Annotated in this window: 23 protein-coding genes; 17 read left to right on the top strand and 6 right to left on the bottom strand. The window is 46.4% G+C overall.

Annotated elements, in window-relative coordinates:
• Window positions 1–101 precede the first annotated feature (101 nt).
• The 3 genes from MHI38_RS10240 to MHI38_RS10230 form a co-directional block, all read right to left on the bottom strand.
• Window positions 102–1,682 carry an oleate hydratase gene (locus MHI38_RS10240; protein ID WP_341181232.1) on the bottom strand — a complete coding sequence of 527 codons (1,581 nt, stop codon included), beginning with the start codon at window positions 1,680–1,682 and terminating at the stop codon, window positions 102–104.
• A 254-nt stretch (window positions 1,683–1,936) separates the two neighbouring features.
• Window positions 1,937–2,509 (bottom strand): TetR-like C-terminal domain-containing protein, encoded by a 573-nt coding sequence (locus tag MHI38_RS10235; RefSeq protein WP_090919210.1) that lies wholly within the window; start codon window positions 2,507–2,509, stop codon window positions 1,937–1,939.
• Window positions 2,510–3,423: 914 nt separating this feature from the next.
• Window positions 3,424–4,782 carry a dipeptidase gene (locus MHI38_RS10230; RefSeq protein WP_154890992.1) on the bottom strand — a complete coding sequence of 453 codons (1,359 nt, stop codon included), beginning with the start codon at window positions 4,780–4,782 and terminating at the stop codon, window positions 3,424–3,426.
• 172 nt (window positions 4,783–4,954) lie between these two features.
• Between MHI38_RS10230 and MHI38_RS10225 the strand changes: the two genes are divergently transcribed.
• Window positions 4,955–6,580, top strand: a complete 1,626-nt coding sequence (locus MHI38_RS10225) for a WG repeat-containing protein (protein ID WP_186809757.1) — start codon at window positions 4,955–4,957, stop codon at window positions 6,578–6,580.
• A 210-nt stretch (window positions 6,581–6,790) separates the two neighbouring features.
• On the opposite strand, the gene MHI38_RS10220 is transcribed toward MHI38_RS10225, so the two are convergent.
• A complete protein-coding gene (locus MHI38_RS10220; protein WP_341181231.1) occupies window positions 6,791–7,666 on the bottom strand; it encodes a DUF72 domain-containing protein in 876 nt (291 codons plus the stop codon).
• A gap of 256 nt (window positions 7,667–7,922) precedes the next feature.
• On the opposite strand from MHI38_RS10220, the gene MHI38_RS10215 reads away from it, so the two are divergent.
• The 5 genes from MHI38_RS10215 (at window position 7,923) to MHI38_RS10195 (ending at window position 11,977) form a co-directional block, all read left to right on the top strand.
• The gene (locus tag MHI38_RS10215) at window positions 7,923–8,666 is read left to right on the top strand and encodes a class I SAM-dependent methyltransferase (RefSeq protein WP_154890989.1); all 744 of its coding nucleotides are present in this window, start codon (window positions 7,923–7,925) and stop codon (window positions 8,664–8,666) included.
• A gap of 24 nt (window positions 8,667–8,690) precedes the next feature.
• Window positions 8,691–9,689 (top strand): MBL fold metallo-hydrolase, encoded by a 999-nt coding sequence (locus MHI38_RS10210; RefSeq protein ID WP_154890988.1) that lies wholly within the window; start codon window positions 8,691–8,693, stop codon window positions 9,687–9,689.
• 220 nt (window positions 9,690–9,909) lie between these two features.
• Window positions 9,910–10,242 carry a hypothetical protein gene (locus tag MHI38_RS10205; protein ID WP_154890987.1) on the top strand — a complete coding sequence of 111 codons (333 nt, stop codon included), beginning with the start codon at window positions 9,910–9,912 and terminating at the stop codon, window positions 10,240–10,242.
• Window positions 10,243–10,289: 47 nt separating this feature from the next.
• On the top strand, window positions 10,290–11,285 hold the full coding sequence (locus MHI38_RS10200; RefSeq protein WP_308723106.1) for an FAD:protein FMN transferase: 996 nt from the start codon (window positions 10,290–10,292) through the stop codon (window positions 11,283–11,285).
• 38 nt (window positions 11,286–11,323) lie between these two features.
• Window positions 11,324–11,977 (top strand): ferric reductase-like transmembrane domain-containing protein, encoded by a 654-nt coding sequence (locus MHI38_RS10195; RefSeq protein WP_154890985.1) that lies wholly within the window; start codon window positions 11,324–11,326, stop codon window positions 11,975–11,977.
• Window positions 11,978–12,068: 91 nt separating this feature from the next.
• Here the strand turns inward: MHI38_RS10195 and MHI38_RS10190 are convergent, their stop codons facing one another.
• Window positions 12,069–12,635, bottom strand: a complete 567-nt coding sequence (locus tag MHI38_RS10190) for a phosphatidylglycerophosphatase A family protein (protein WP_090919184.1) — start codon at window positions 12,633–12,635, stop codon at window positions 12,069–12,071.
• A gap of 395 nt (window positions 12,636–13,030) precedes the next feature.
• On the opposite strand from MHI38_RS10190, the gene MHI38_RS10185 reads away from it, so the two are divergent.
• From MHI38_RS10185 to MHI38_RS10145, 9 genes are all read left to right on the top strand, one after another.
• On the top strand, window positions 13,031–14,086 hold the full coding sequence (locus tag MHI38_RS10185) for a GerMN domain-containing protein (RefSeq protein WP_154890984.1): 1,056 nt from the start codon (window positions 13,031–13,033) through the stop codon (window positions 14,084–14,086).
• Between the two features lie 118 nt (window positions 14,087–14,204).
• Window positions 14,205–14,960, top strand: a complete 756-nt coding sequence (gene rph / locus MHI38_RS10180; RefSeq protein WP_090919178.1) for a ribonuclease PH — start codon at window positions 14,205–14,207, stop codon at window positions 14,958–14,960.
• A 1-nt stretch (window position 14,961) separates the two neighbouring features.
• On the top strand, window positions 14,962–15,585 hold the full coding sequence (locus tag MHI38_RS10175) for an XTP/dITP diphosphatase (protein WP_154890983.1): 624 nt from the start codon (window positions 14,962–14,964) through the stop codon (window positions 15,583–15,585).
• A gap of 398 nt (window positions 15,586–15,983) precedes the next feature.
• On the top strand, window positions 15,984–16,826 hold the full coding sequence (locus MHI38_RS10170) for an STM4015 family protein (protein ID WP_154890982.1): 843 nt from the start codon (window positions 15,984–15,986) through the stop codon (window positions 16,824–16,826).
• The gene (locus tag MHI38_RS10165; RefSeq protein WP_341181230.1) at window positions 16,827–18,113 is read left to right on the top strand and encodes an STM4014 family protein; all 1,287 of its coding nucleotides are present in this window, start codon (window positions 16,827–16,829) and stop codon (window positions 18,111–18,113) included.
• Window positions 18,106–18,891: an STM4013/SEN3800 family hydrolase gene (locus MHI38_RS10160; RefSeq protein WP_341181229.1), complete on the top strand. Its 786-nt coding sequence runs from the start codon at window positions 18,106–18,108 to the stop codon at window positions 18,889–18,891. The genes MHI38_RS10165 and MHI38_RS10160 overlap by 8 nt, the downstream gene beginning before the upstream one ends.
• A 13-nt stretch (window positions 18,892–18,904) precedes the next feature.
• A complete protein-coding gene (locus MHI38_RS10155) occupies window positions 18,905–20,290 on the top strand; it encodes an STM4012 family radical SAM protein (protein ID WP_253491720.1) in 1,386 nt (461 codons plus the stop codon).
• Window positions 20,287–21,150: an STM4011 family radical SAM protein gene (locus tag MHI38_RS10150; protein ID WP_090919162.1), complete on the top strand. Its 864-nt coding sequence runs from the start codon at window positions 20,287–20,289 to the stop codon at window positions 21,148–21,150. Before MHI38_RS10155 ends, MHI38_RS10150 begins: the two co-directional genes overlap by 4 nt.
• A gap of 337 nt (window positions 21,151–21,487) precedes the next feature.
• Complete coding sequence (locus MHI38_RS10145; RefSeq protein ID WP_341181228.1) at window positions 21,488–23,185, top strand: methyl-accepting chemotaxis protein; 1,698 nt, start codon at window positions 21,488–21,490, stop codon at window positions 23,183–23,185.
• A gap of 154 nt (window positions 23,186–23,339) precedes the next feature.
• On the opposite strand, the gene asnB is transcribed toward MHI38_RS10145, so the two are convergent.
• The gene (asnB, locus tag MHI38_RS10140) at window positions 23,340–25,184 is read right to left on the bottom strand and encodes an asparagine synthase (glutamine-hydrolyzing) (RefSeq protein ID WP_308723108.1); all 1,845 of its coding nucleotides are present in this window, start codon (window positions 25,182–25,184) and stop codon (window positions 23,340–23,342) included.
• A 193-nt stretch (window positions 25,185–25,377) separates the two neighbouring features.
• On the opposite strand from asnB, the gene MHI38_RS10135 reads away from it, so the two are divergent.
• On the top strand, window positions 25,378–25,677 hold the full coding sequence (locus tag MHI38_RS10135) for a hypothetical protein (protein WP_341181227.1): 300 nt from the start codon (window positions 25,378–25,380) through the stop codon (window positions 25,675–25,677).
• Between the two features lie 75 nt (window positions 25,678–25,752).
• Window positions 25,753–26,109, top strand: a complete 357-nt coding sequence (locus MHI38_RS10130) for a hypothetical protein (protein WP_253491729.1) — start codon at window positions 25,753–25,755, stop codon at window positions 26,107–26,109.
• Window positions 26,110–26,237: the final 128 nt, after the last annotated feature.

The raw sequence follows: 26,237 nt of genomic DNA, 5'->3' as shown, positions 1-26,237 counted from the left end.
TTTAATAGTTTCATTTGATTTTTTCTATATTAACATTCATAGATATGACTCAAATCACATTACATCAAATCTGGGCTTCAAGTTAGTTAACTATTCAATTACTATCTAAACGAAGTCACGAAACTGCTGAACAGCGTCCGCACGTCGTATTGATATTGATGGATCGGCTCAACCGGACGGTTGATGCCAAGTAAGGTGTAGACCGCGATGCGTGCGGCGCGTACCGAATATTCCTCCGTGAACACGACATCATCAGGAATCTCGCAGAATTGACTGATAAATGCCAGATTCGTTGAACCTTCCGGCACGACTTGAGGGCGGTCACTGTTCAGCCTTGGCATGAATTGTGCGGTGATATACGGCATCATACAAGGGATACAGTTGGCTGTAGCCATGATCTCCTCTTGGTGCTCCTGAAAATGAAGATGGCCGATCAATTCTTGCATAATCTCTTCACCGGTACAATCACACATTCTTTTTTTCACAAAATCCCCTACGTTGTCAGGGTATAACCCATAGCCCCAGAAGACTTTGACATGTTCAGGCTGATTCCGGAAATGCGGCTGGAAGGCCAACACCACTGACATGAACCAGCTCGAATCTTTGAATGTAACAAGGGCACCAGTACCCGCGCGATTGCGTGTGAATTTTTCCATCAGATCAAAGAAAACGGAATCCTGGAAAGTGACGGTGAATGATTCCCATTTGGATTCATCGATATGATCATCGAACGAAGAAGGGTTGCCCAGCATCGGTTTTTTCGCCGCAATGTTCTCCCACAGCTTCCAAGAGCTACCTTTGCCATTCAGTGTGGGAGCGGAAGTCATCGAACCAAGGTCAGCACCTTCCGTCATCGAGCCGTTCGTAACAATGACCAGATCACCCTCATGAATGTCGATCACTTCCTGGGCACCGTTCCGCCGCACATGCATACCTGTGACCGTAATTCCGTCGCCCTCTTTGAAGTCCAAATCCGTAACGGTGCATTTCAACGTGAAATCTACGCCGTACGGCTCCAAATATCGATGCAACGGCAGAATAATGGAATCATATTGGTTGTAGGGGGTACGTGTAACCCCTTCGAGCGTTTGAATTCGTGGAAATTCATGAAAAAAGCGAAGCATATATCGTTTGAACTCCACCGCACTGTGCCAAGGCTGAAAGGCAAACGTCGTTGCCCACATGTACCAGAAGTTCGTTTGGAAAAAGTGGGGTGCAAACCAGTCGTTGATTCGCAATTTACCCAGCGTGTCTTCAGGAGTAATGATGAGTTTGCCCATCGCCAGCCGATCGGCCATATCGAACCCCATGGACAACACGTCTTCGACCTGACCATCACGGTTAATTAACCGTGCATTGGAATGTGTGGGGTTAGCGTTGTCAAAGGCCGTAATTTCTTCTCTGACCGATATACCCGGCTGTTCAATAGAAGGGATGGTCTCCAGCAGCTCCCATAGATTTTCATATGCCTCATCATTGAGCATCCGTCCACCGCGAATGACGTAACCTTGTTCCGGATTACCTGCACCGTCATTGCTGCCCCCGAGAATCGGCATCTCCTCAATGATGTGAATATTCTCTCCAGGGAAATCACAGTCTCTGACCAAATAAGTTGCTCCCGCGAGAGAAGCAATACCGCCGCCGACAAAATAAACCTGTTTAGAGCCATGTTCTTTTTTCACGATCAATCGCCTCCAAAAGATGGTGTATTCTTCACATTTCCAATGTAAACCTGCACCGGGAAAGAAGGTATGAGCAAAAGAAGATAGCTGTCTTTTTTTTAGTCACTTTTGGAAAAATGTCTAGTTTTAGGTCAGTAGATCGAGCGATGACTTGATGCTATCTGCGATCATAGAAAAACAAGCCGCACATCCTTAACGGGATGGCCGCTTGTTATGAGCCTTATCTACATTCCTATTAGTTCTTTATCCTTTAATCAGTGCTGATACTTATGCTCATACTTATGCAGTGCTCTGACTACATTTCCTTCAATCAGTTCACTCAACTTGTCGATGATGTGTTTGGGTGGTTCTTTCATGTCATTCCGCATCCATTGGATAATGAGACCCGTGAAAGCCAGTGTATAGAAATTAGCAATAAATTCTTTATCCTCTCCGCGAACCTTGACTCCGCAAGCAAGCTCATCAATGACACCCATAATCAGATCATGCGTCACTTGATAGAGATAACCATCCAGATGAGAACGTCCAAGGGATTCAAGGGTATTGCAGCAAAAAGCCTTATTATTTTCGATGTAACAGAAAATTTTGTAGAACCCTTCTGTCCACGTATCATAACTGCGGTATTCATGGATGCTTTCCACCGCTTCCGTTTCGTAAATCCAACCAAGCAGGGCGTAGATATCCTGAAAATGATAATAAAACGTTTGCCGGTTTACACCGCAGCCATCCACCAGATGCTTCACTGTAATTTTATTGAGCGGCGTGTGTTCCATCAGGCATTTAAGCGAATGAGCCAGCGCGGTTTTGGTCAAATGGGAAGCAGACATTACCGTTCACCTCATCATTCAGATTGTGGTCATCATACGACTTGAGTTTACTACTGAAAACGTACATAAGAAGGCTACCACATTTTACCTAAATATGGTATTGCAATGATCACTGCAAAATACAGAAAATAAAAAAACGATGACCGTTTAGGCCATCGTTTTTACGTTATTACATTATTGAAACGAGAATAACAGCGATCAAAAGAACGGTTCGCCACCGGAGCGCCTCCACAAGCGCGCCCTGTGTTATTGTGCTCATCCCCGAAAAAGCTAGATTACGTTTTTAAAACGACTTATAGGAACGCGAATAACGTAGTGGAGGGGCGAAATCGATTCTGAAGAAGCGAAGCGCTCGCCTTTATTCCCGGATTTCTCCCTTCGAAAAGGGAAACAAAGAAATCTGGCAATAACAGCGATCGAAAGAACGATTCGCCACCGGAGCGCCTCCACAAGCGCGCCCTGTGTTATTGTGCTCATCCCCGAAAAAGCTAGATTACGTTTTTAAAACGACTTATAGGAACGCGCATAACGTAGTGGGGGGGCGAAATCGATTCTGAAGAAGCGAAGCGCTCGCCTTTATTCCCGGATTTCTCCCTTCGGAAAAGGGATCAAAGAAATCTGGGAATAACAGCGATCGAAAGAACGATTCGCCACTGGAACGTCTCCACAAGCGCGCCCTGTGTTATTGTGCTCATCCCCGAAAAAGCTAGATTACGTTTTTAAAACGACTTATAGGAACGCGCATAACGTAGTGGAGGGGGCGAAATCGATTCTGAAGAAGCGAAGCGCTCGCCTTTATTCCCGGATTTCTCCCTTCGGAAAGGGAAACAAAGAAATCTGGGAATAACAGCGATCGAAAGAACGATTCGCCACCGGAACGTCTCCACAAGCGCGCCCCATATTCGTTTTAACCTTTAAGCCAAGCTTTTCATAAATTCCACGACCGTCAGCAACCCTTTATCAAAGTTCTCCAGATTAAAGTGCTCGTTTGGTGCATGCAGATTTTCATCTGGCAGACCAAAGCCCATCATCACGGCAGGCACGCCAAGCACGCGGGAAAGCTTCTCAACGATTGGAATGGAGCCGCCATCTTTGGTGAAGAGAGCACGCACGCCATATACTTTTTCGTAAGCGTCTGCGGCTTTTTGCAGGATCGGATCGGTCGGATCGGTATTGAACGCAAAAGCCTTCTCAATCTGTTTGATCTGCAATGTCGCCCCTGGTTGTACATGAGCACGCAGGTGAGCTTCAATCGAATCAAGCACATGTTGCGGATCTTGGTCAGCGACAAGACGGCAAGTGATTTTAGCGTGAGCTTCTTTTGGAATAACGGTTTTACTGCCTTCGCCCTGGAAACCGCCCCATACGCCGTTCAATTCGAGGGTTGGGCGCGCCCCGACACGTTCCACAAAGGAATACCCTTCTTCGCCATACAATTGCTCCAGTCCAAGATCTTGACGAAGCTGTTCTTCATTGAAGCCTTGCTTCACGAATTCTTCTCTCATCTCAGGAGACAACGGTAGAACGCCGTCATAGAATCCATCCACGCTCACGCGGCCTTGCTCATCGTGCAAAGATGCCAGCAGGGAGACGAGGGCATGAAGCGCATTCGGTACACCGCCACCGAAGGAACCGGAGTGCAGGTCGGTATTGGCGGTGAACAGATCCACATGCATCGAGCACAGGCCGCGCAGGCCCGTGGAGATGGCAGGTTTTCCTTTTTCCAAAAGAGATGTATCCGAGATTAACACCATGTCTGCTCTCAGTTTGTCCGTATTATCGTTGAGATAGATTGGCAGGTTCGGGCTGGAGATTTCCTCTTCGCCTTCGATGCAGAATTTGATGTTGATCGGCAACTCTTTATTTTCCGCAATCAGTGCTTCAACGGCTTTGATATGTATAAAAATTTGTCCTTTATCATCCGTTGCACCCCGAGCATACAGCTTCCCGTCACGAATCGTGGGTTCGAAAGGTGGTGTCTCCCACAGATTTAGCGGATCAACAGGTTGTACATCATAGTGTCCATAGATCAGGGCTGTTGGTTTGCCCGGTGCGTGCAGGTGGTCTGCATAAACAATGGGATGACCAGCTGTTTGGATAATCTCGACATTTTCCATACCCGCACGTGTAAGTGCATCCGCTGCCCATTGTGCCGCACGTTGAATGTCTTCTTTATGCTCAGAAATGGCGGAAATACTCGGAATGGATAACCACTCGTTCAGTTCTGCCAAATGTTTGTCCCGGTTTTGCTCAAAATATGCTTGTTCGTTCATTGAAAAAGGCCTCCTTCAAATCTGCTTTCAATCTATTGTAATCCATTTTGCCATGTTAATAAAACATTGGTTAAAAAAATGCTTCCTAATGCTGGATTCCCATATTGATAGTTCTTTTTACTTATGTATTAATAAAAGAGTAAGAACATTACTTTTATATGGAGGAATAGTGTTGAAGAAAAGACCAGCATATCAGAGATTCACTACAATTCTGGGCATTTCATTCTTGGTACTCATTGCGTCAGTACTTATGATACCGAGGGTTGCGCTAGCAGCAAACGAGCCAGTTTATCATGAGTGGGACAAGGCGCAGGAACATGTGGGATTGAGCCATCTGTGGTTCACTGACCGAGCAGATAATGGACTCATCCCGGTTCGTCAAAACTGGCAGTGGGGATTCATCAATTACGAAGGGAAATTTGTTATTAAGCCACAGTTTCAATTAGCAAGAGATGCGTTCAACCAGGGTGTAGCAGTCGTAAATAGAAATCAGTTAATAAATAATAAAGGTAAAGTGATATTTCAGGACAAAAGCATTGAATATATTGGTTGGTTTGATTATGGGCTCGCCATCGCTAAGAAAAATGGGAAGATTGGTTACATGAATACGAAAGGCAAATTTGTTATTTCTCCTACATATGAAGAGGGAACAAGCTTTTACAATCAAGTCGCAATGGTGAAAAAGAATGGTAAGTGGGCATTAATCAATACCAAAGGGAAATTACTAACGACATTTAACATCGAAGAGATGGATTATAGAATAGATTATCGTAAATCCGGGGTATTTCCTGTAAAGATCGATGGGTTGTGGGGAAGTATGAATTATAAGGGGCAGCTCGTGGTACCTGCAGAGTTCAAAAACAAACTTGAATTTACAGGTAATACGTTAGATTGGGGGCTCCGCCGCGATAACCATAGCGCTATTGTTAGGCAAGATGGCTTAATTGTTTCGTTCAATGAATATTATTCCAAGTTAGGCGAGCCACAGAGTGGACTTTGGAAAATAAAGCAAAATGGCGAAGGCATCGTGGATGTATCCGGGCGTATGATTGTAGAACCTCAAAGTGAACAAAAGGTTATTCTTTCAGAAGATGGAAGTTACGCGGTAAGAGATATGAAAGATGAAAGTTCCGGATGGGCTTTTTATAAAAAGGATCAAACCCTACTATTTAAGTCCAGTTATACAGATATGCAGGCTTTTTCAGAAGATCTGGCGGCTGTGAAAGTTAATCAAAAATGGGGATATGTTTCAAAGAATGGAGACATTAAAATACCCGCTCAGTACGAAGAGGCCAATCTGTTTCAAGCGGGAAGTGCTGTCATTCGTAAGAATGGTAAGTATGGATTGATCGGAACTCGTGGTGAATCCATACTAGCTGCGAAATACGATGAAATGATTCCACTTATTGAGCGAACGAATTACATGAATAACCAGATTGAGAAATTGACAACAAAAAATCCACTATACCGAGTAAAGTTAAATAAAAGCTATGGGATTGTGGATAGTCGAGGGAACATCGTGATGGATGTGAAATACGAAATGATTGATCTTGATCGCACCGACTATTATCACGACATTGATCCGATCGCAACAGTTCAATATGCATTAAAAGCTAAGGATGGTTCAATCTCGGCATCAATCAATATTAAAACGGGCAAACGGATATTTCCAGCCTATTCCATGGTAAACTACCTTGGTGACGGAATGTACAGCGGGGTTCCGGTAGGAAAGAAGAGTCATTATGTTATTTTCAATGCAAAAGGAAAAGAAGTATTCCGCTCAGGTTTTGAAGGTTAGATCCTTTCGGTACATCAGTGTTTGGGATAATGAGCCTTTGTATAGTTAACAGGTCATTGGCGTTCATACGTTTCGTTGTATGGGAGCCAGGGAAAGGTGTCTCAACAGAGGCACCTTTTTAGGTTGTTTATTTTAAATATTTGAGTTCTGATATGAACACTAACTGATTTAACTATAGGTGAGTCCCAATGTACTGTCTTTCTTTTCTGTTTAAAACAACTCCAGTTGCTCAGGGCCTTCTTCCTTCTCCGGCTCGGTGCGGTCGGGAAATGGTTTGATAGGCTGACCTAGCAGTTCCATCATCATCTGGGCGTTGGTTGCTGCATCTCCGGCAGAGTTATTGTTAAAAATAACAAACACATCTTCACTCTGCTCCTGCAGCTGTTCCAGATAAACTTTCCATTCCGACAACTCCTGTTCGTTGTAGCGATACAGATAACGTGTCTCACGCCAATTTGGTGCGCCGTTTTGCTGCCAGCCGGATACGTTGCGTCCATGCATGCGAACGAGTGTCATCCGGGAATCCGTTGCGACGGGCACAATGGGAATAGAACCTGGCCCTGCCTGTGGTTCATCACAGACGCTGTGAATCCATCCTTGCTCTTTAAGAAAATGAAGCGTGCGCTCACGCATGTTGTCCGCATACCAGCTTTGGTGACGAAATTCAATTACACATGGAATGCCCTCCATACGGAGCTTTACTTCCCGTAGTTCATTGACGTTGTCCCGGTTGCACTCAAACCAAGGCGGATATTGAAACAAGGCAGCCTGCATCTTGCCTGCTTCGATCACAGGTTCAAGCGATTCACGAAAAGCTTTGTACATCTCGGACGTGCTGGTAAAATACGGCTTGCCACGTAGATGTCCCGTCATTCCCTGATAGGCTTTCACGATAAATGAAAATGATTCAGGAGTCTCCGAAGCCCAGCGGGCCATCCGGTCGCGAGGTTGCACGGCGTAGAAGGAACTGTCTACCTCCACCGTGGAAAAATATTGTCCGTACAGACGAAGCTTGTCCTTCGCTTGGGTACGGTTTGGATAGAGGTCTTCCTGATCGCCCCATCCCGTAAGTCCGATACGAATCATAAGAACACCTCCTGTTGTATGTATTTAACCGATTCGTAGGAGCATGATATGTCTAACATTATATCTTGCGTTGTAGAGGCGTTCAATGAGGGTGGCAGACGATCATTTTGAGTTTGGGTACTAAAGCGTTACAATAATTTGAAATGATTCAAAACAGACACTAGTTTTAGCTTAGCGCGGAGTGTTCTAGCCAGCAAAATCTGCTCAATGCGGATAAGGATAAGGATAACTTATGATACGGAGGGCGAAGATTGACATGACGGCATGGTACGAAAAGAGTTTTGGCGAAGATTATCTGCTCGTATACAAACACCGGGATGTGCATGGTGCTTATGAGGAAGTACATAAGATGATTAACTGGTTGAAGCTTCGCCCTCGTGCAGAAGTGCTCGATCTCTGCTGCGGGATGGGCAGGCATTCTCTTGCGCTTGCGGACGCTGGCTTCCAGGTGACGGGAGTAGACTTGTCCGATGTGCTTCTGCGTGAAGCCAGAGAACTGGATGCCGATCATCGGGTTAGATGGTGTCATGCCGACATGCGCAAAATCCCTCTTGGCGGTGGATTCGATGCTGTAGTTAACCTGTTCACTTCGTTTGGATACTTCCCCGAGGATATTGAACAATTGAAGGTTCTGCGTGCCATTCATCGAATGTTGAAACCGGAAGGCAGTTTCATTCTTGATTTTATCAATACAGCCTACGTGCAAAAACATCTGGTACAGCACTCTGTTCGTGGAGATGAAGGGCAACGGATTGAGGAATATCGCAGGATACGAGACGGGTTTGTGCAAAAGGAAATACATATTACGGACATCTCTGCCGGGACTGAACCGCGAATCTATAAGGAAAGTGTCAAGCTTTACTCGCGTGAGCAACTGAGTGGAATGCTGGAGGATGCAGATCTTCAGGTTGATCAGGTTCACGGGGGATACGATGAAGAGAAGTATGACGAGCAGACTTCGCCGCGCATGATCTTTGTAGGACATCGTCCTACTGACTAATTGACTCGAGAGAGGGGAAAGACCATGAAACGTACAAGAACCGAATCGTTATCTATGCCAGAGGGAATGCACCGTATTCAGATCACGATGTCTTTTCCACTTCGATGGGTAAACAGTTATATTTTAACCGAACAGGATGGCGAGGTCAGCATTATTGATCCAGGACCGCGTACCGCGGAGACGGAGCAGGAGTGGCATGAAGCGTTGGCCGGACTCGGCTTGACCTTTCAACATATTCATCAGATTTTACTGACCCATCATCATCCTGATCATCTGGGATTGTCCGGCTGGATGCAGCAGATGTCGGGTGCACCCGTGTTAATGTCAGCACGCTCCCGCCAGGAGACAGATTTTATGTGGGGAACCGGGGCGAGCATTGAAGAGAGACTGCCGGAGTATTACCTGCTTCATGGTATGCCGCAACAAAAAACGGTTGAGATTAAGGAACATATGAAAACATTTATCTCACAAATTACACCGCTTCCGGAGGTAACCATCGTTGCAGATGGTGAAACCGTGCATATGGGTGGAAAAGCATGGACCGCTGTGGAAACGGGCGGACATGCCCCGGGTCATCTCTCATTTTATGCTCCTGAATCAAGAGAGATTTTGTGCGGAGATGCTGTTTTACCCCAAATTTCGCCCAATATCAGTTTGCAACCGGGCAGTGATACAGAACCTCTACTGTCATACATGGACGGATTGCGGCGTCTAAGCACTTTTACAGTGGAACGTGCATATCCGGGTCATCGAAATCCGTTTACCCGTTTTACGGAACGCACCGCCGAATTGCTTGCTCACCATGAAGAGCGTCTGGGCAAACTGACGGAACGTATGCAGGAAGGCCCTGCTCATGCATATGATATCTGCTTGCATTTGTTTGGTGATCGGCTTGGAATACATCAATTACGTTTTGCCATGAGCGAAACACTGGCGCATCTGCAGGAATTAACTCGGCGTGGTTTGGCGGGACAGGTACAACAGGCTGACGGAATCATTTATTTTCAACATTTAACTAGCTAGTAGTCATAGGTTGCATATAAACACAGTTGGCACAGATATTAATAGCTTTTTTTCAATAGTGATCTTATCCCTATCCCTGAGCAGGATTTACCTGTTCGGGGCTTTTTTTGTGAGAAAAAACAAAAAGCTTTAGGCGCGGTTAACCGTTTATTCAGCTTCTTTTAAGCCAGGGAGCCTATCATACAACTATGAACTTCGCTATGGAAAGCAGGGATAAGCGATGACAAGACGTAAACGGAACCAATGGCGGAAATGGCAAGCTTCGGCTGCGGCTACATTAACTGTGGCTGCACTCTTTCAATATGTAAGAACCTCGGATGCATTTGACGTCGCTTATGCGGCGGCGAATGGGACAGACACTGGAATAACAGCTTCCACACGGGTGGATTCACGTGACGATGTGATGGATGAATGGTCTCCAGACGGTACGGGTCAGTACAATTGGGGTACAGACGGATACTCGGTTGGGTCAAATCAGAATCAGGCCAATTCGCTGCGCTCGGGCTCTGAAAGCAATCATGGCAATTATCAGTCACGCACAGGTGCATCATGAGCCGCACAGAGCAGGCTGTACGTCCCCTCCGATTTTATTTTCACGCGATGAACACGAAGGTAGAAGTGCAGTTTCTGGCAGATAGAGAACAGGCGGAACACGCCGCCTCCCTCGTCAAAAACTGGTTCGAAACACAGGAGCAGCGTTTTAGCCGTTTCGTGGTTGACAGTGAATTAACTCGTCTGAATGAGAGTCAAGGATGGATCTCTGTCTCGGCTGCGATGGATGAGGTGCTCAGCTTAGCATATGGATATATCGGACAAACGGAAGGCATCTTCCAACCCGGCATCATGAAAGCTCTTCGTTCATCGGGATATGATACAAGCTTTGAAAAGATACATCAGCGAGCATCCCAGCGGCCTTTGCTGGAGCGTCTATTACCTATATTAAAGTCGGAAGCCGCTGGCATGAGGGAAGATCCATATGACTACAGTCGTCCAAGCTGGATACAGCGGGAAGGGAGCCGGATGGTGCATCTCGACCCGGGAACGGAGCTGGATCTTGGCGGTATTGTAAAAGGCTGGGCTGTAGAACGTATCGCGGACTGGCTACAGAAGAGAATGAACATTCCTGCGGGAATGATTAATGCAGGCGGTGACATTCAGGTATGGGGTACAACAGACCATCCTCATTGGACGCTGGAGGTAACCAGTCCGTTTCCACAGATGCAAGATGTGTCGGGGGCGGTACGCCTACAACAAGGGGCTGTCGCCACATCAGGGATTACACGTAGACAGTGGCAAGATGACAAGGGTTACACAGCACATCATCTTATCGATCCCCGGACGATGAAACCGGCGGACACAGACATTTTACAATGTACCGTCGTTGGTCAGCATGCTTCGCAGTGCGAAATTATAGCCAAGACTGTATCAATCTTGGGAAGTGCGGAAGCAGTGAACTGGCTTAATCGACATTATGACCGACATGATGTTCTTTGGATCACTCGAGAGGCAAACGTTTATTTTAGAGGAAATTCATCAACACTTGCTGAGCGCTGGCCTGGCTTCGACCCGGATCATCGTTTTAGCTTGATCGAATAGGAACGGGAACAAGTCTTATAGATTTGGGGGAACCGGTTATGGCACAGTGGATTGTAGATTACCTGCCAACGTGGAATATCATTCGTATAAGTGGGATAGCTGCATATGTACTGCTTTTTGCTGGTGTATTTCTAGGCATTGCTCAAGGGATGCCTATCGCCAAGGGGAGACCCAAAGCTGTCATGTTTGAGTGGCATACACGAACAACTTGGCTTGCTTTTGGACTTGGCATCACACATGCACTCACATTGGTTATTGATCGCTACAGCCCGTTTACCTGGAGAGAACTGTTGATTCCTTTTACAGCGTCAGTGCACCCGATTGGCACGGGGCTGGGCACGCTAGCTTTCTACGGCTTGCTGATCGTGTTATTGTCCAGTGATCTACGCACCAAGCTGGGGCGCAAATGGTGGTTTATGATCCACATGTTATCCTATCCGGTATTTGCCGGGTTAATGATCCATGGCATGGTAACGGGAAGTGATTCGGGTCACGTGATCATGCGTCTGATGTATGTATTTACCGGAATCAGCATTGTTGGTATCACGGTATTGCGTGGTCTGATGCGAGAGCGAAAAGGACCGGAGATCACGATTGGACCCAAACGGACTGAATCAGAATCGATGAAAGATAGAAAATGGGCAGAAACCTACGGATTGGCTGTGCCTTTGGGGCAAGAGCAACTCAAATAGGTGTTGCAACATGAATTAGCCATATGAAATAGAGAAGCGGCCTGCACTGGCCGCTTTTTTGACTCGTTTTTCTTCGACTACCCATCTAAAACTAAATCTTGTCGTCGCTGACTGGCTTTTCTCCGAGTGCCTCTTCCATCTCGGATTGTTTGCGGTGAGCAATCCGGCTACTCGCGGCTGAAGCGATGGCCCCGACAATATCGTCGAAGAACGTATGCACAGGTCCCAGGCTTTTGTCATTGAGACGTTCCAATACCCCAGGTTTCAGCTTGTCCACATAACCGTAATTGGTAAATCCGATACTGCCATATACATTCACAATCGAGAAGGCGAGAATTTCATCTACGCCATACAGTCCTTCATCGTTCTCAATCATCTCTTGCAAAGGAGAGATCAGTTGTCCTTGTTCTGCCAGCAGATCAAGCTGGATACCTGTCAGGACAGCATTCTGAACCTCACGTTTTTTCAAAACCATCTCCACGTTCTCGATGCATTCTTCCATCGTCAGTCCAGGATAGTACTTTTTCTGAAGCAACATGACCAGTTCTGCGATCTCAGGGATCGTGACGCCCCGTTTGTGTAACCATTCCCTTGTTGCTTCAGCAACTTTGCGGCTATTCAGACTGTAAGGGATTTTTTCCTGCTCCGGATGTTCCATGGGCGAATCCTCCTCTGGTGTAAATATAAATTGAACGAAGAGGTTTACACGGGAACACTCCGATGACAGCAGAACCTTCCGATCGCTGTTATCCGCAGATTTTTTAATTACCTTTTATCAAGGTGAAAATCCGCTGATAAAGGCGAACGCTTCGCTTCTTCAGGTTTTTTCTGTCCTCTCCGTTAACGTGTAAAAGAATCGTTCAACTTATATATTGATGATTGCATACATCTTACTTACATACGTTATTAACCGTATCGCGTTGCTTTTATGTTGGTATCACATGAAGATTGCCAGATTGAGCAGGAGCTTGTGCAAAAAGTAGTTATTTTTTGAACGAAGGCTCGTATACATGGTAGTACAAACTGTAAAAATGATAAGGGGGAACGTGAATCATGAGAAAAATCCCATCTTTACGTAAGGCTTCGGCAGCGGCTTTGCTTGGCATTCCTGTCGTATTATCTGGTTGTGGAATGTTCGGTGCCCAATCTTCAGAAGCGATTGATCCGCCGCCACGTATTCAGGAAGCCGCTATGATTCAGGCTGCTGAAAGTAATGGAAAGCTCGCAACGCTTCCGCTCACGACGGTGTATTTACAGGACCAGCAAGGGATGCTCGCTCCAGTCTCGTTAACCCTTCCATCCGGAACCGATGTAAGTAGCCCGAAGACAGCTCTGGATACTTTGGTTACAGGCGGAGCATATGCTGGAATGTTACCTGAAGGCTTCAAGGGTGTATTGCCACAGGGAACGGTAGTGCAGAATGTAACCATTCACTCGGATGACAAGCTGGCTGTTGTCGAGTTCTCGGGTAACTTTGCCAAATATGATGCCAAAGATGAGCGTAAAATGCTGGAAGCCGTAACGTGGACGCTCACAGGAACGCCTGAGGTAAACCATGTACAGATTTGGGTGGATGGCAAAAAGCTGAGTCAAATGCCTGTCAATAGTACACCCCTTCCGGAGCCGTTGAATCGCGCGGTAGGCATTAATCTGGATTTAGGTGAGTCCTTCACCACGAACAGCAGTCCTGTGACGGTTTATTTTTCAGCCGCTTCTCCTGCTGGTGTGCAATATTATGTTCCAGTTACACGGCTAGTGGCTCCAAGTGGAGACCGCGTTCAGGCCGCTTTAAACGAGTTGATCAAGGGACCAGCCAAGGATGGAGAACTGGAAGAAGTGATGACAGGTGGAACGGAATTACAGTCCGTTAAGACGTCTGAGGATGGCACGGTAACGGTTGCGCTGAAGGATGATATGTTTACAGAAGGGGATATGGTACCTAGTGAGTTGTTACAGTCCGTTGTCCTGACAACCGCGGAGAATACAGCCAGCAAAGACGCCAAAGTGCAGATTGAATGGAACGGGCAGAAAACGGTCAAAGGTGATGATAACCGGGATTACAGTGCGCCGGTGTCCAAGCCAGAATACATTAACGAAATTCCGATTTAACAGATAAGAGAGCCCCGAGGGTGCTTTTAACTGAACTCTTTGGTAAAATATAAAGGATGGCTGTAAGAGAGAAGAAGTTCAACATTACAGGATGCTTAAGTCGTAGGAGGCAGAAAATATGAGATCTAACGGACGAACTAGCGAACAGCTACGCCCGATGAATTTAACAATTAACACGAATAAATACGCCGAGGGCTCTGTATTGATTGAAGTCGGTGATACAAAGGTAATCTGTACGGCAACGGTGGAGGAACGTGTTCCGCCTTTTATGAAAGGACAGGGCAAAGGCTGGGTTACAGCGGAATACTCTATGCTTCCGCGTGCTACTCATACTCGAAACCAGCGTGAAGCGAATCGCGGCAAGCTGACAGGACGCACGATGGAGATTCAACGACTGATCGGCCGAGCTCTTCGTTCGGTAGTGAACTTGCAGGCACTTGGGGAGCGTACCATTACGCTGGATTGTGATGTCATTCAGGCAGATGGAGGCACACGCACAACATCCATTACCGGTTCATTTGTGGCACTGGCGCTCGCTGTGAACAAAATTGCGCAGCAACATAAACTGCAGGTGTTCCCGATCACGGATTTCCTTGCTTCCGTGAGCGTAGGTGTTGTCGGAGAACAGCCGGTACTGGATCTGAATTATGATGAGGATTCCAAAGCCAAAGTGGACATGAATCTGGTGATGACGGGCAGCGGGAAATACGTGGAGCTTCAGGGAACAGGTGAGGAAGCACCCTTTGACCGCCGTGAATTGAACGCGATGCTGGAACTTGGCGAACAGGGAATTTTGGAAATGATCGAGCGGCAAAAAGAAGCTCTTGGACCGATTGCGCTGAAGATTGGTTCACGTGGATTGGGTGAGGCTTAAGATGAGTCTGGACAGCCCGGTTATCATTGTTGCCACCCGCAATGCAGGAAAAGTGCGTGAATTCGCGCATGCTTTTGCTCCGCTGGGCAAAGAGGTCAAAAGCATGTTTGACTATCCGGAGCTGCCGGATGTCGTGGAAGATGGTGTTACCTTTGCCGAGAATGCGTGGAAAAAAGCAAAGGCCGTTGGTGATGCGCTCGGGCTTCCTGTTCTGGCAGACGATTCAGGACTTTGTGTAGATTTGCTGAACGGAGAACCGGGTGTTTATTCCGCAAGATATGCTGGTGAAGGTGCGACTGACGCCCAGAACAATGCCAAGCTACTGGATGCTCTTGCTGCGTTAAAATCAGGTGAGGATTCCCAGCAACCGTTGTTAAGTCCTGCTCAATTTGTGTGCGCACTGGTGCTTTACGATCCAGCAAGTGGAGATAAGTATGAAGCTGAGGGTTCGGCTGATGGCTGGATTACAGCTGATGCTGCAGGCGAGGGTGGCTTCGGATATGATCCCCTCTTCTATGTGCCGGAGTATGAGAAAACGATGGCAGAACTTACGTTGGAACAAAAACAAGCGATCAGTCATCGGGGTCATGCACTGCGAGCACTGGTTTCCCGCTTGCAAGCATAAAAGAAGAGGTAGGCTACATGCTTCGCTAGTGCGCTGAATCGATTGACTTTCTTGATTGCATGAAGCAAGCAAGTGGAGCATTGAATTCATCAAGGCGTTAATGGAAACAACTTTCATTCCTATGGGATAGGATAAGGTTGTTACTCTGTTAACGTCTTTTTGATATGCGTTGTTAAGCTAATCAAAGTGTGGTCCTTCCATGTACCTAGATATCATGACTGATTAAGGAATTTAGATATGGGGAACGTATGTTCTTTTTCCTATACCGAACAGGAGGTGGTTTGCACGATTGGGAATGGCATTGGGACTGGGGTTGGAAGAAGTTGCAAGTCATGCCGGGTATGGGTTAACATTCAGATTAGTGAAAGATGATACACCTTATACGGGAGGGATTTGGCATGCAAGAAGTGAAGCTGGTTGTAAATTACGATGACTATGAAGAAGGTATTCGAATGGAGACACTTCTTCAAGATTTGGCAGCAAAACCGGAAGCGGCTACGCTGGAAAGTCTGATCATTGGAGATTGGGGACAAGCTTATGAAAATTCTCCTCAGGAATTCAAAGATACGTTAATTCAGCTTGCACCAAGTTTTCCGGCTCTAAAACAATTGTTTATCGGAGATATGGAGTCCGAAGAGTGCGAAGTTTCCTGGATTGTTCAGACGAATCTTGCGCCAATTCTGCAAGCTTTTCCGAATTTGACCTCGTTTGTGATCAAAGGCAGTAGCGGACTTGAACTTGAGCCTCTTCAGCACAGCAAGCTGGAAGAGTTAGTGATTATCTGTGGTGGTCTTCCGAAAAAAGTGTTACATTCCATTGCCTCCGCTGAACTTCCCGAATTGCGCAAGCTTGAACTGTATTTGGGTGTGGAAGACTACGGATTTGACGGTTCATTAGAGGACGTACTGCCATTGCTTGAAAAAGGACGTTTCCCTAAACTGGAGTACCTTGGTTTGAAGGACAGCGAAATACAGGATGAGATTGCCAAGGCTACTGCAGATGCATCGATCTTGGAACAGATTCAGATACTTGATTTCTCCGAAGGCACATTATCCGATGAAGGTGCAGAGGCACTGCTTGCCAGCGAACAAATCAAACAATTAAAACATTTGAACCTAAGCTATCACTTCATGACGGACGAAATGATGGAGCGCTTTAAGCAATCAGGCATGTCGGTAGATGTCAGTGACCAACAGGAAAGTGATGAGGATGACTGGCGTTTCCCGATGCTGACAGAATAAATGATGTGGCATGAAAAAGATCTGTTATTAATTAGCAATCCAGATAATCGACGAACGGCAGGGATACAAGAAGCCAGAAGACAAATGGGGATGAAACCTGCGACGGTGTTGTCTTATGAGAATCTTCTTCGAACCTGGAGACGGGGAGGCGGTCTTGCCGAACTTGTGGAATTCATCTCACCTAGTCCGCTGATTCGACTGGATGCTCCCGGGGAAGATTGGGAGGTAGAACGCGGGCTGTTACATCTCGGGGCAACCGACTACGAAGGCTTTGACGGTACAGTATTGAGCACTCCATCGCCGAGTTTTGAGGGCTGGAAGTTTAGCTCGCCAAATGAAGCGATATCTTCGGTGAAACGGTCACCAGGTGAATCTTTCTCTGCCGAAGCAGCGCTCACATTAGAGCAACAATGGGGCAGAATTTACGCGCCTGCCCAATGGTTCAGAGGCTGGAAGGTTTGTCTTGACCGAATCGCCCAAGAAGCGCGTGAAGTATGGCCTGGTGTGCAATTCTGGAATGATCCTGATGAGATTGGCATGATGTTTGATAAAAGAGAATGCCAGCTTCACCTCATGCGTCAAGGAATTTCGGTGCCACCGATATTACCTTCTTCCGAGCCAATTCAGTGCTGGGAACAGTTGCGAGCAGCGATGGATGCATCACGGATGCATCGCGTTTTTATTAAGCTAGCCTGTGGCTCGGCTGCTTCTGGAGTAGTTGCATATCAAGTGAATCCGCGAACAGGTGCAGAGATTGCTGTGACAACCGTAGGTATGGAGACCAGCCAGGGTCAAACGCTCTTTTACAATGAAGGTAAACTGCAAAAGTATACACATCCTGAAGAAATTCGTACGCTGCTGGACTGGCTTTGTGCTGAAGGAGCTCAGATAGAACGGTGGATGCCCAAAGCTATGCTGGATCAACGTGTTTATGACATTCGCCAACTTGTGATGGCAGGACAGGCCGGTCATGCAGTCATGCGTCTTAGTCACACACCGATTACGAATCTCCATCTACGGAATGAGCGGATGCTGCCAGCAGAAGCTGGTCTGAACGAGTCGCATCTTGCCATGATTCAGAAGGCGGCTCTGGATACGATGCTGGCTTTTCCCAATTCATGGTCGGCAGGCATTGATGTGATGCTTACCAGTGGCATGGAATCACGAGCGTACGTGCTGGACGTGAACCCGTTCGGAGACTTGTTATACCGAGTCAGACATCAAGAGTTGACCCCATATGAATGGGAGATGAAGCTTTTGCGAAAGGAGCCTGTTAGACATGCCTGATATGAACACCATTGTAGGCTCCCATGATATATTGATGATTACACTGGATACGCTACGATATGATGTTGCCAAGCTGGAAGAACAGCATTGCCTCAATCTGTGTGGCTCCGGTTCGTGGGAGAAACGGCATACCCCGGGGAGCTTTACGTATGCTGCTCACCATGCTTTTTTTGGCGGTTTTATGCCCACACCTGCAAATACAGACAAAGCATCGCATATCCGGTTGTTCCATTCTCGAAATACCGGACTTCAAACCCATCCTCATACTTGGTTGTTTGATACACCGGATATCGTGTCCGGCTTTGCCGCTGAAGGGTATCGAACGATCTGTATCGGTGGCGTCATATTTTTTACGAAAAAGAATCCTCTCGCCAAAGTGTTGCCTGGTTATTTTCAGCAAAGTTATTGGCGCATGAATTTTGGGGTTACCAATCCAAGGTCAACAGAGAATCAAGTCAACCATGCCTTAAAGTTACTTGATCAGACTGGGCCAGACGAGAAGCTTTTTCTTTTCATGAACGTTTCTGCCATTCACGGCCCCAACCGATACTTCGTTGAGGGAGCCCGGGAGGACTCGGTAGATACGCAGCGAGCCGCATTGCGATATGTGGACAAGGCGTTAGGACCTTTGTTTGAAGCGATGAGAGCGCGCGAACGGCCAACGTTCTGCCTTGCTTTTTCTGACCATGGTACCGCCTATGGTGAAGAGGGGTATCACGGACACCGACTGGCGCATGATGTAGTTTGGACGGTGCCGTACCGTGAATTTATTTTATAAGGAGGGAAGCCCGATGAGTGAGTATGCAGAGCGAACTACAGCAGGTGCCACACAGTCTGGCTCCGATCCAGCAGCAAGTCTTCGTGATGTGCTGACATTTCCTTATCGTTCCTATCTGTACTCTTACCCGCATAAGACAGCATATCGTGAACTGAATCCGCCCATTCCGCTGCAATCTCTGTGGGAGAAGGAAGACACGGAGACTTACTTTTTATACATGCACATCCCTTTTTGTGCTGCTCGTTGTGGGTTTTGCAATCTGTTCACACTGCCGGACAAGCGGCAGGACAGCCATGAACAGTATGTGGACGCACTTGAACGTCAAGCAAAGCAGTGGGCGCCAGTGACTTCGCGTAGACCGTATTCGAGGTTTGCAATTGGTGGGGGAACACCCACATTGTTAAATGAGACACAGTTAAGCCGTCTGTTCGACATTGCTGAACATACAATGGGACTAGATACGTCGCAAGCTTCGATATCGGTGGAGACATCCCCGGATACTGTTACGGATGGAAAATTAAGCATCTTGAAGGAACGGCGCGTGGATCGGGTGAGTATGGGGATTCAGAGTTTTATTGAAGCAGAGGCTTCCGCCATCTATCGTCCGCAAAAACCTCAAGAGGTAGAACGCGCGCTGGAGAAGCTGATTCGTTATGATTTTCCGTTATTGAATCTGGATCTGATCTACGGTTTACCGGGGCAAACCGAGGCGACCTGGATCTATTCCCTTGAACGTGTCCTGGCTTATGATCCGGGTGAAGTATTTATTTATCCTCTATATACACGGGAAAACACGATCGTAAAGCCAGAGGATATTCAGCGTCAAGGACCCGATATACGAATGCAACTTTACCAAGCTGCACGTGAACTTTTAAAAAGCAAAGGGTACACCCAATATTCGATGCGCAGATTTGCCAAGGAGCAGTCTTCTGCCAAAGCACTTTTACCGTACAGTTGTCAGGAAGAGGGCATGGTCGGTCTGGGATGTGGTGCCCGTTCCTATACGAGCGAGGTCCATTATGCATCTAAATACGGTGTGACCTATAAGGCAACACAAAGCATTATTGCTGATTATGTAGGCACCGAGCGTTACGATGTGGCTGATTATGGCATTGTGTTAAGCCGCGAAGAGCAGAAACGCCGATTTATATTAAAAGCGCTGCTACATCGGGAAGGACTCATGTTGTCCGCTTACCAGGAGAGGTTCGGAACAGATGTGATGTCTGACTACCCTTGGTTGAACGAATTGTTGGTCGAAGAGATGGCATGCTTCGATGTCGAAGAAAATGAGCGAGTACTGCGTTTGACAGAGAATGGACTTGGATATTCCGATGCCATTGGAGACTGGCTTATTTCTGCGGATATTCGGGAGCAGATGGAAGGATTTGTTTTCTCATGAGAGCGACCTTATATTACCGGGGGAAGTTATCCTCTTGTAACTATGACTGTCCCTATTGTCCGTTCAGCAAAACAGTGGATTCCAAAGAAACGTTAAATGTGGACGAACAGCAGCTACGCCAATTTGTAAACTGGGTCAGAGAACAGGAGATTCATGGGCATCGATTTTCGATATTCTTTAACCCCTACGGAGAAGCTTTGGTGCGGCGCTGGTATCGGGAAGCGATGGTTGAATTGTCACATATGACTCATGTGGATAAGGTAGCGATTCAGACGAACCTTTCTGTGAAACTGGATTGGGCAAGTGAGTTGCATGTAGACAAAGCGGCCTTCTGGGCAACGTATCACCCTCGCGAGACCAAAGAGACTTCCTTTGTGAACCAATGTATGACATTACGGCAGATGGGGCTGTCTTTCAGCGTCGGCACGGTTGGACTACGCAGTGCATTTCCAGCCATAGAATCCATGAGGAATGCCCTACCTGACGATGTATATATGTGGATCAATGCGTTCAAAGATCGGCCGAACTACTACACCCCGGACGAAATCAAGTTTCTCAAGGACATTGACCCTTTCTTTGAGGGGAATCTGCAGGACTATGATAGTTTGGGCAAGCGCTGTGCTGCAGGCACGGATGTGTTTTATGTTCAAGGCTCGGGTCATGTAAAAAGATGTTATAAGGATCGACGGATCATCGGTCACCTCTATCGTGATGGCTTGCAGGCTTTGGCTAAAGATCGTCCTTGTGGCATGAAAAAATGCGGCTGTTACATCGGTTATATTCATATGCAGGATTCCCCGTTCAGAGAAACATTTGGCACAGGGCTACTGGAACGGAATCCGACCTTTATTCATCAATAAATTCATCTTACAGTAGTGCTTGCCTCAAACCTTAAGGTTTGTTTGCAAGTGTACTGGAAGGTGTTTTTTTTTATTTTCTGTAATAAAGAAATAATTCGAAAACCCTTGATAAATAGGTCTTGACTTATTTTATTGCAAATTCAAAATAATTTCTGATTCAAGTTTTGGTGGTTTTGGGTTAGTATTAATTAGGAATAAAGACCCGTTTATTAAATGATATATATAATTATTATATTGTTTTATATCATATTGTAGGTCTTTAGTCTAGTTTAGGGGGTGAATATGAAAAAAATATATCATCTTACATACTTGTATTGAAATTCGGGAGGAACTCAACGTGAAAAGGATATCCATCAGTCAAAAGTTACTTATCGGTTTTTCATCCGTTCTATTGTTGTTGATAGCGGTTACAGCTATTTCATACTTTCAATTTGTGAGTTTGGAGAAAACATTCACCGATTTAATTAATGATAGAACAAGCAAATTGCTTAAAATTAAAAATATGACGATTGACCTGAAATCACAACAAGTGGCTTTGAGAAATTACATCATGAAACCTGACCAGGGGAATGAGGACGCATTTCAGCAAGCGTATGAAGATTACATAAAATTGAGCGAAGATCTAAAAGCGACAGTTACGAGTTCCAATATGAAACAATATCTGGCAGACTCGAGCGAATTGATGATCAAATATTATGACATTGCCAAAAATATAATGTCTTTGACTAAGCAAGGGAATGTGGAGGAAATATCCGGGTTAATGGAGAATACCGTCCCGCCGCTTATAACTGAATTTGAAAACATTGTCGAGTCGATGGAAAATCATCAGCAAAAAGCAATGGATGAAGGAATCGCCGCGGCCAATGTCCAGACAGCTACGGTTCTTCGATTGATCATTATCCTAGGTGTCGTTTCTATTCTTATTGGCTTAGCAATCGCAATTATCATCGGCCGAATGATCTCCAAACCGGTGCAGGCTGTTGCACAAGCCGCTAGCCGTATTGCGGAAGGTGACTTAACAGGGGCAACATTGAAGGTTCGTAACAAAGACGAGATCGGGGAGATGGCTGAAGCATTTAATGTGATGTCCGTCAATTTGCGTTCTCTGATTCATCAAGTGAATGATGGTGCAGAACGTGTAGCAGCTTCGTCGGAAGAATTAACGGCAAGTACCGAACAGACGGCTATAGCTAATGAACAAGTAGCCACTACGATGGGTGAGATCGCAACAGGGATGGATGCCCAGGTTCGTATGGTCAGTGAAGGATTCCAGACGATGAATGAACTGGCTACCGGTTTCCGGCAAGTGGCTGAAAATACAACTGTTGTTTCCGAGCAGGCTGCTGAAGCTTCTGCCCAAACGATATCGGGTAGTGAATCCATTCGCACAGCGGTTGGTCAGATGAATTCCATTCAGAATACAGTTTCGAGCCTTGCAGGAGTTATTGAAGAACTCAGTAAGCACTCGACAGATATTGTGAAAATGGTAGACGCGATCTCGGAAATATCTGCCCAGACGAATCTGTTATCTCTTAACGCAGCCATTGAAGCTGCGAGAGCTGGAGAGCACGGAAGAGGATTCCAGGTCGTGGCTACCGAGGTTCGAAAATTGTCAGAGCAATCTGCACAGTCTGCAGGAGAGATTGTCGGACTTGTTTCTTCCATTGAGACAGGCATGAGAAATGCTGCGCATTCGATGAGTGTGGTATCTTCTGAGGTGCAAGAGGGAATTCAATTAGTGAACCAGGCAGGATCTACTTTTGACCACATTCGAACTTCAGTTAGTGGTGTTGCGGGACAAGCGCAGGAGGTGTCTGCTTCCATTGAACAGATGAATGCTGGTGTAGAGCAGATTAATGCGTCTATGAAATCAATCATGGACGTAACGGAGAACGGCGCAGCGGGCACAGAAGAAGTAAGTGCAACAACCGAAGAACAATTGTCTGCAATGCAAGAGATTGCATCGGCTGCGAATGATCTTTCATCTATGGCGGAGATGTTACAGCAGTCTGTTGCTCGTTTTAAAGTTTCTTAATTTAAGAAAAGGTAAATATGAGAAATGCCCCTGCACCATGTTAATGGTACGGGGCATTTTTTATTGTGGTTTTGTGGATGAACGCTCTAATTATCAGGATAGCTTACAGGGAATTGCAGTGCTTAAAGTTGTACGTGAAAGAGGGCGAATTGAATTATCGGATCGCAACGTTATATGTTTTCAGCCAGCTATTGATTTGAGTCAGATAAGCGAACAACTGGGGCCCTGACATTAATTGTCCAAACCACGGCAGATTGGATGAAGCATCTGGTGAAGAGGCGAGATTTCGAATCTGTACTTTGTCGATAAGAGGCAGTATTGGTGATGTTGGATCATCCAGTATTTCAAGGACCTGCTGCTTGACTGCTGCAAGATACTGAGGATTATGTGTTTTGGGATAGGGGCTCTTCTTACGATACAGCACATCGTCAGGCAGGACACCTTCAAGCGCTTTTCGTAAAATTCCTTTCTCTCTTCCGCCGGTAATTTTCATTTCCCAGGGAATGTTAAACACGTATTGGATCAGCCGATGATCGCAATAAGGAACGCGGACTTCCAGACCAGCACCCATACTCATCCGGTCTTTGCGATCCAGCAGGGTAGGCATGAAGCGGGTAATATTCAAGTAAGACATAACACGCATCTGAGCTGTTTTCCCCGTTTCTCCTTCTAGTAGCGGAACCTCTGCTACGGCATCCGAGTATCGGTCTGCAAGGTAGTCGAGCGGTCTGATCCACTCCCGAATGTCTGGGGATAACAGCCCTGCTCGCATGTCGGGTGCAACGGACCAAGGGAATGTACCTGAATTCAGCATTTCATCTCGGTGGAACCACGGGTATCCGCCGAATACCTCGTCAGCAGCTTCGCCGGAGATGGCGACAGTTGCTCCTTTTTTGATCTCTTTACAGAATAGATACAAGGATGAATCGACATCTGCCATACCCGGCAAATCTCTTACCAGCATAGCTTGAGTCAGTGCATGAACGAGTTCACCATTTTCAATCTCGATCCAGTGATGATCGGTTTTGAGCTCATCCACCATCCGCTGAATCCATGGGCCATCTGCCCCGGGCTGAAAGGAATGGGCCTGAAAGTGTTTCGCATTATCCACATAATCAACCGAATACGTACTCACTTGACCTTGCCCTGTTCGGTTATAATAATCGACAGCCAAAGCTGATAAAGCACTTGAGTCAAGGCCGCCGGATAAAAGAGAACATACAGGAACATCGGAAGCTAACTGGCGTTCTAGCGTATCCTGCAACAGACGGCGTACTTCAACTGCAGTCTCTTCCAGATTATGTTCGTGTTGCACGGATTCTAACTTCCAATAGGCATAGGTCTTGATCCCATTCCGGCTGTATATCATGGCGTGAGCGGGCTTCAGTTCATGAAGTGAAGAGTATACACCATGTCCTGGTGTTCGTGCAGGTCCTACAATAAATACTTCGGCGAGTCCTTCGGGTCCTACTGCAGCTTCCACATCCGGATGAAGGAGCAACGCTTTGGGTTCTGAACCAAATACAAGTGTATCTTTTGCATTACTGTAAAACAGAGGTTTGACGCCCAGCCGGTCACGGGCTAAGAAGACCTGTTCTCTTCCGCCGTCCCATATTGCAAAAGCAAAGATACCGTTAAACTTTTCAACACATACCGGTCCCCATTCGATATACGAGGCGAGCAGAACTTCTGTGTCACATTGGGTACGGAAATGGTGCCCACGCTGAAGCAACTCCTTTTTTAATTCGGGTGCATTGTATAGTTCTCCGTTATACACAACGGTATAGGAGGTGTCTCCTTGTAACGCATGCATGGGCTGTGCCCCGTTCTCCGGGTCCATTACGCTGAGGCGGCGATGTCCAAAAGCACAGGGATTGGAAATCCATGTACCCGAAGCGTCGGGGCCACGGTTCGTTAAGCTATTCGTCATCCGAACGAGCAACTCCGATTCCTGTGTCAAATCCCGATTCCACTGTACGAAGCCGGTTATACCGCACATGGTTTGTTCATCCTTTCTTGATCGAGTCATTCATCCGTATGCTTCCAAAAATCGAAAGCAGTTAGCAAATGTTGTCTTTTTCGTCAGAGGTCGTAACAAATATATGCCGAATGCAGGCATAAAATGTCTGTCCTCTTCCGAAACTACATGTAGGGATAACAGCTTTAAGCGCCTGTGAAGGGGAGTGCATGCAATGGACAGGACCAACTATTATGTGTCCGTCATGGGCCGCTCTGTCATACCGGATTCGTCTGTAACGTCATATGAATGGGTGATTCAGGCAACGCCGCAGGAAGCCGAACATTTACTGGGATTGCTATATCTTATGCAGGAAAAGGAAGAAGAAGCTTTTCCAGGAATAGTATTTCCTTGGCCGGACACGCCAGAACATGATGTGAATCGTGCTTATGAAACTGTTTTGCAACAGGTATACCGGGAAATTTACCGGTTGGGAACGCCAGAGACCAAGCACCAGATTGAACAAACGACATGAACAGAGTGAGCAACATGATGAAAACGAAGCAATTAATACAATTGCAAATGATCAGAACAAAAGGAGAAGATGACGATGTATGCCATTCAGGACGCTAAAATACGCAGATTAACGGAAGTGGACGGGTTATCTTGTGCAGAGGTTGAAGTACAGCCTGGCAATGCGGGAGATCCATCATTACTTGTATATGTAGCTAGTACTCAGCCCGCCAATGAACTGCAAGTGGTACGTATTGTGCGGAATCACTCGGATGGAGCCATTGACTGGTATAACAACAACATGCATACCGCCTTTGAAGATGCGACGGAAACAGCATTTGAAAATAGCGAGGGCATTACGGCAGAAGAGGATAAAACTCAATTTCAAAGTAATTTGTTTGCTTTTGGATTGCTTGGCCCTACGCTGCAACGGTACCTGATTGGTCAGGGGTAATCAGATAGCACAATTGTACAAGTGATAAGTGTTAGGGTAGTGAAGAAATGGGATGTGAAGTAGAGGAAGTTTCGAGTAACAGAAAACAACGTAGCGTAACGTATGCAGAATAAAGAGTAGTGTTGATA

It is taken from the genome of Paenibacillus sp. FSL K6-1558 (assembly GCF_038002565.1).
Taxonomy (GTDB): Bacteria; Bacillota; Bacilli; order Paenibacillales; family Paenibacillaceae; genus Paenibacillus; species Paenibacillus polysaccharolyticus.
Note: the sequence above shows the minus strand (reverse complement) of the source record. Positions and strands in the feature narration are given on the sequence as shown.

Coding starts and splice junctions, on each gene's coding strand:
- MHI38_RS10235 (WP_090919210.1), bottom strand. CDS start 2,509: ATGTCTGCTTCCCATTTGACCAAAACCGCGCTGGCTCATTCGCTTAAA.
- MHI38_RS10230 (WP_154890992.1), bottom strand. CDS start 4,782: ATGAACGAACAAGCATATTTTGAGCAAAACCGGGACAAACATTTGGCA.
- MHI38_RS10220 (WP_341181231.1), bottom strand. CDS start 7,666: ATGATTCGTATCGGACTTACGGGATGGGGCGATCAGGAAGACCTCTAT.
- MHI38_RS10215 (WP_154890989.1), top strand. CDS start 7,923: ATGACGGCATGGTACGAAAAGAGTTTTGGCGAAGATTATCTGCTCGTA.
- MHI38_RS10210 (WP_154890988.1), top strand. CDS start 8,691: ATGAAACGTACAAGAACCGAATCGTTATCTATGCCAGAGGGAATGCAC.
- MHI38_RS10205 (WP_154890987.1), top strand. CDS start 9,910: ATGACAAGACGTAAACGGAACCAATGGCGGAAATGGCAAGCTTCGGCT.
- MHI38_RS10200 (WP_308723106.1), top strand. CDS start 10,290: ATGAACACGAAGGTAGAAGTGCAGTTTCTGGCAGATAGAGAACAGGCG.
- MHI38_RS10195 (WP_154890985.1), top strand. CDS start 11,324: ATGGCACAGTGGATTGTAGATTACCTGCCAACGTGGAATATCATTCGT.
- MHI38_RS10190 (WP_090919184.1), bottom strand. CDS start 12,635: ATGGAACATCCGGAGCAGGAAAAAATCCCTTACAGTCTGAATAGCCGC.
- MHI38_RS10185 (WP_154890984.1), top strand. CDS start 13,031: ATGAGAAAAATCCCATCTTTACGTAAGGCTTCGGCAGCGGCTTTGCTT.
- rph (WP_090919178.1), top strand. CDS start 14,205: ATGAGATCTAACGGACGAACTAGCGAACAGCTACGCCCGATGAATTTA.
- MHI38_RS10175 (WP_154890983.1), top strand. CDS start 14,962: ATGAGTCTGGACAGCCCGGTTATCATTGTTGCCACCCGCAATGCAGGA.
- MHI38_RS10170 (WP_154890982.1), top strand. CDS start 15,984: ATGCAAGAAGTGAAGCTGGTTGTAAATTACGATGACTATGAAGAAGGT.
- MHI38_RS10165 (WP_341181230.1), top strand. CDS start 16,827: ATGATGTGGCATGAAAAAGATCTGTTATTAATTAGCAATCCAGATAAT.
- MHI38_RS10160 (WP_341181229.1), top strand. CDS start 18,106: ATGCCTGATATGAACACCATTGTAGGCTCCCATGATATATTGATGATT.
- MHI38_RS10155 (WP_253491720.1), top strand. CDS start 18,905: ATGAGTGAGTATGCAGAGCGAACTACAGCAGGTGCCACACAGTCTGGC.
- MHI38_RS10150 (WP_090919162.1), top strand. CDS start 20,287: ATGAGAGCGACCTTATATTACCGGGGGAAGTTATCCTCTTGTAACTAT.
- asnB (WP_308723108.1), bottom strand. CDS start 25,184: ATGTGCGGTATAACCGGCTTCGTACAGTGGAATCGGGATTTGACACAG.
- MHI38_RS10135 (WP_341181227.1), top strand. CDS start 25,378: ATGGACAGGACCAACTATTATGTGTCCGTCATGGGCCGCTCTGTCATA.
- MHI38_RS10130 (WP_253491729.1), top strand. CDS start 25,753: ATGTATGCCATTCAGGACGCTAAAATACGCAGATTAACGGAAGTGGAC.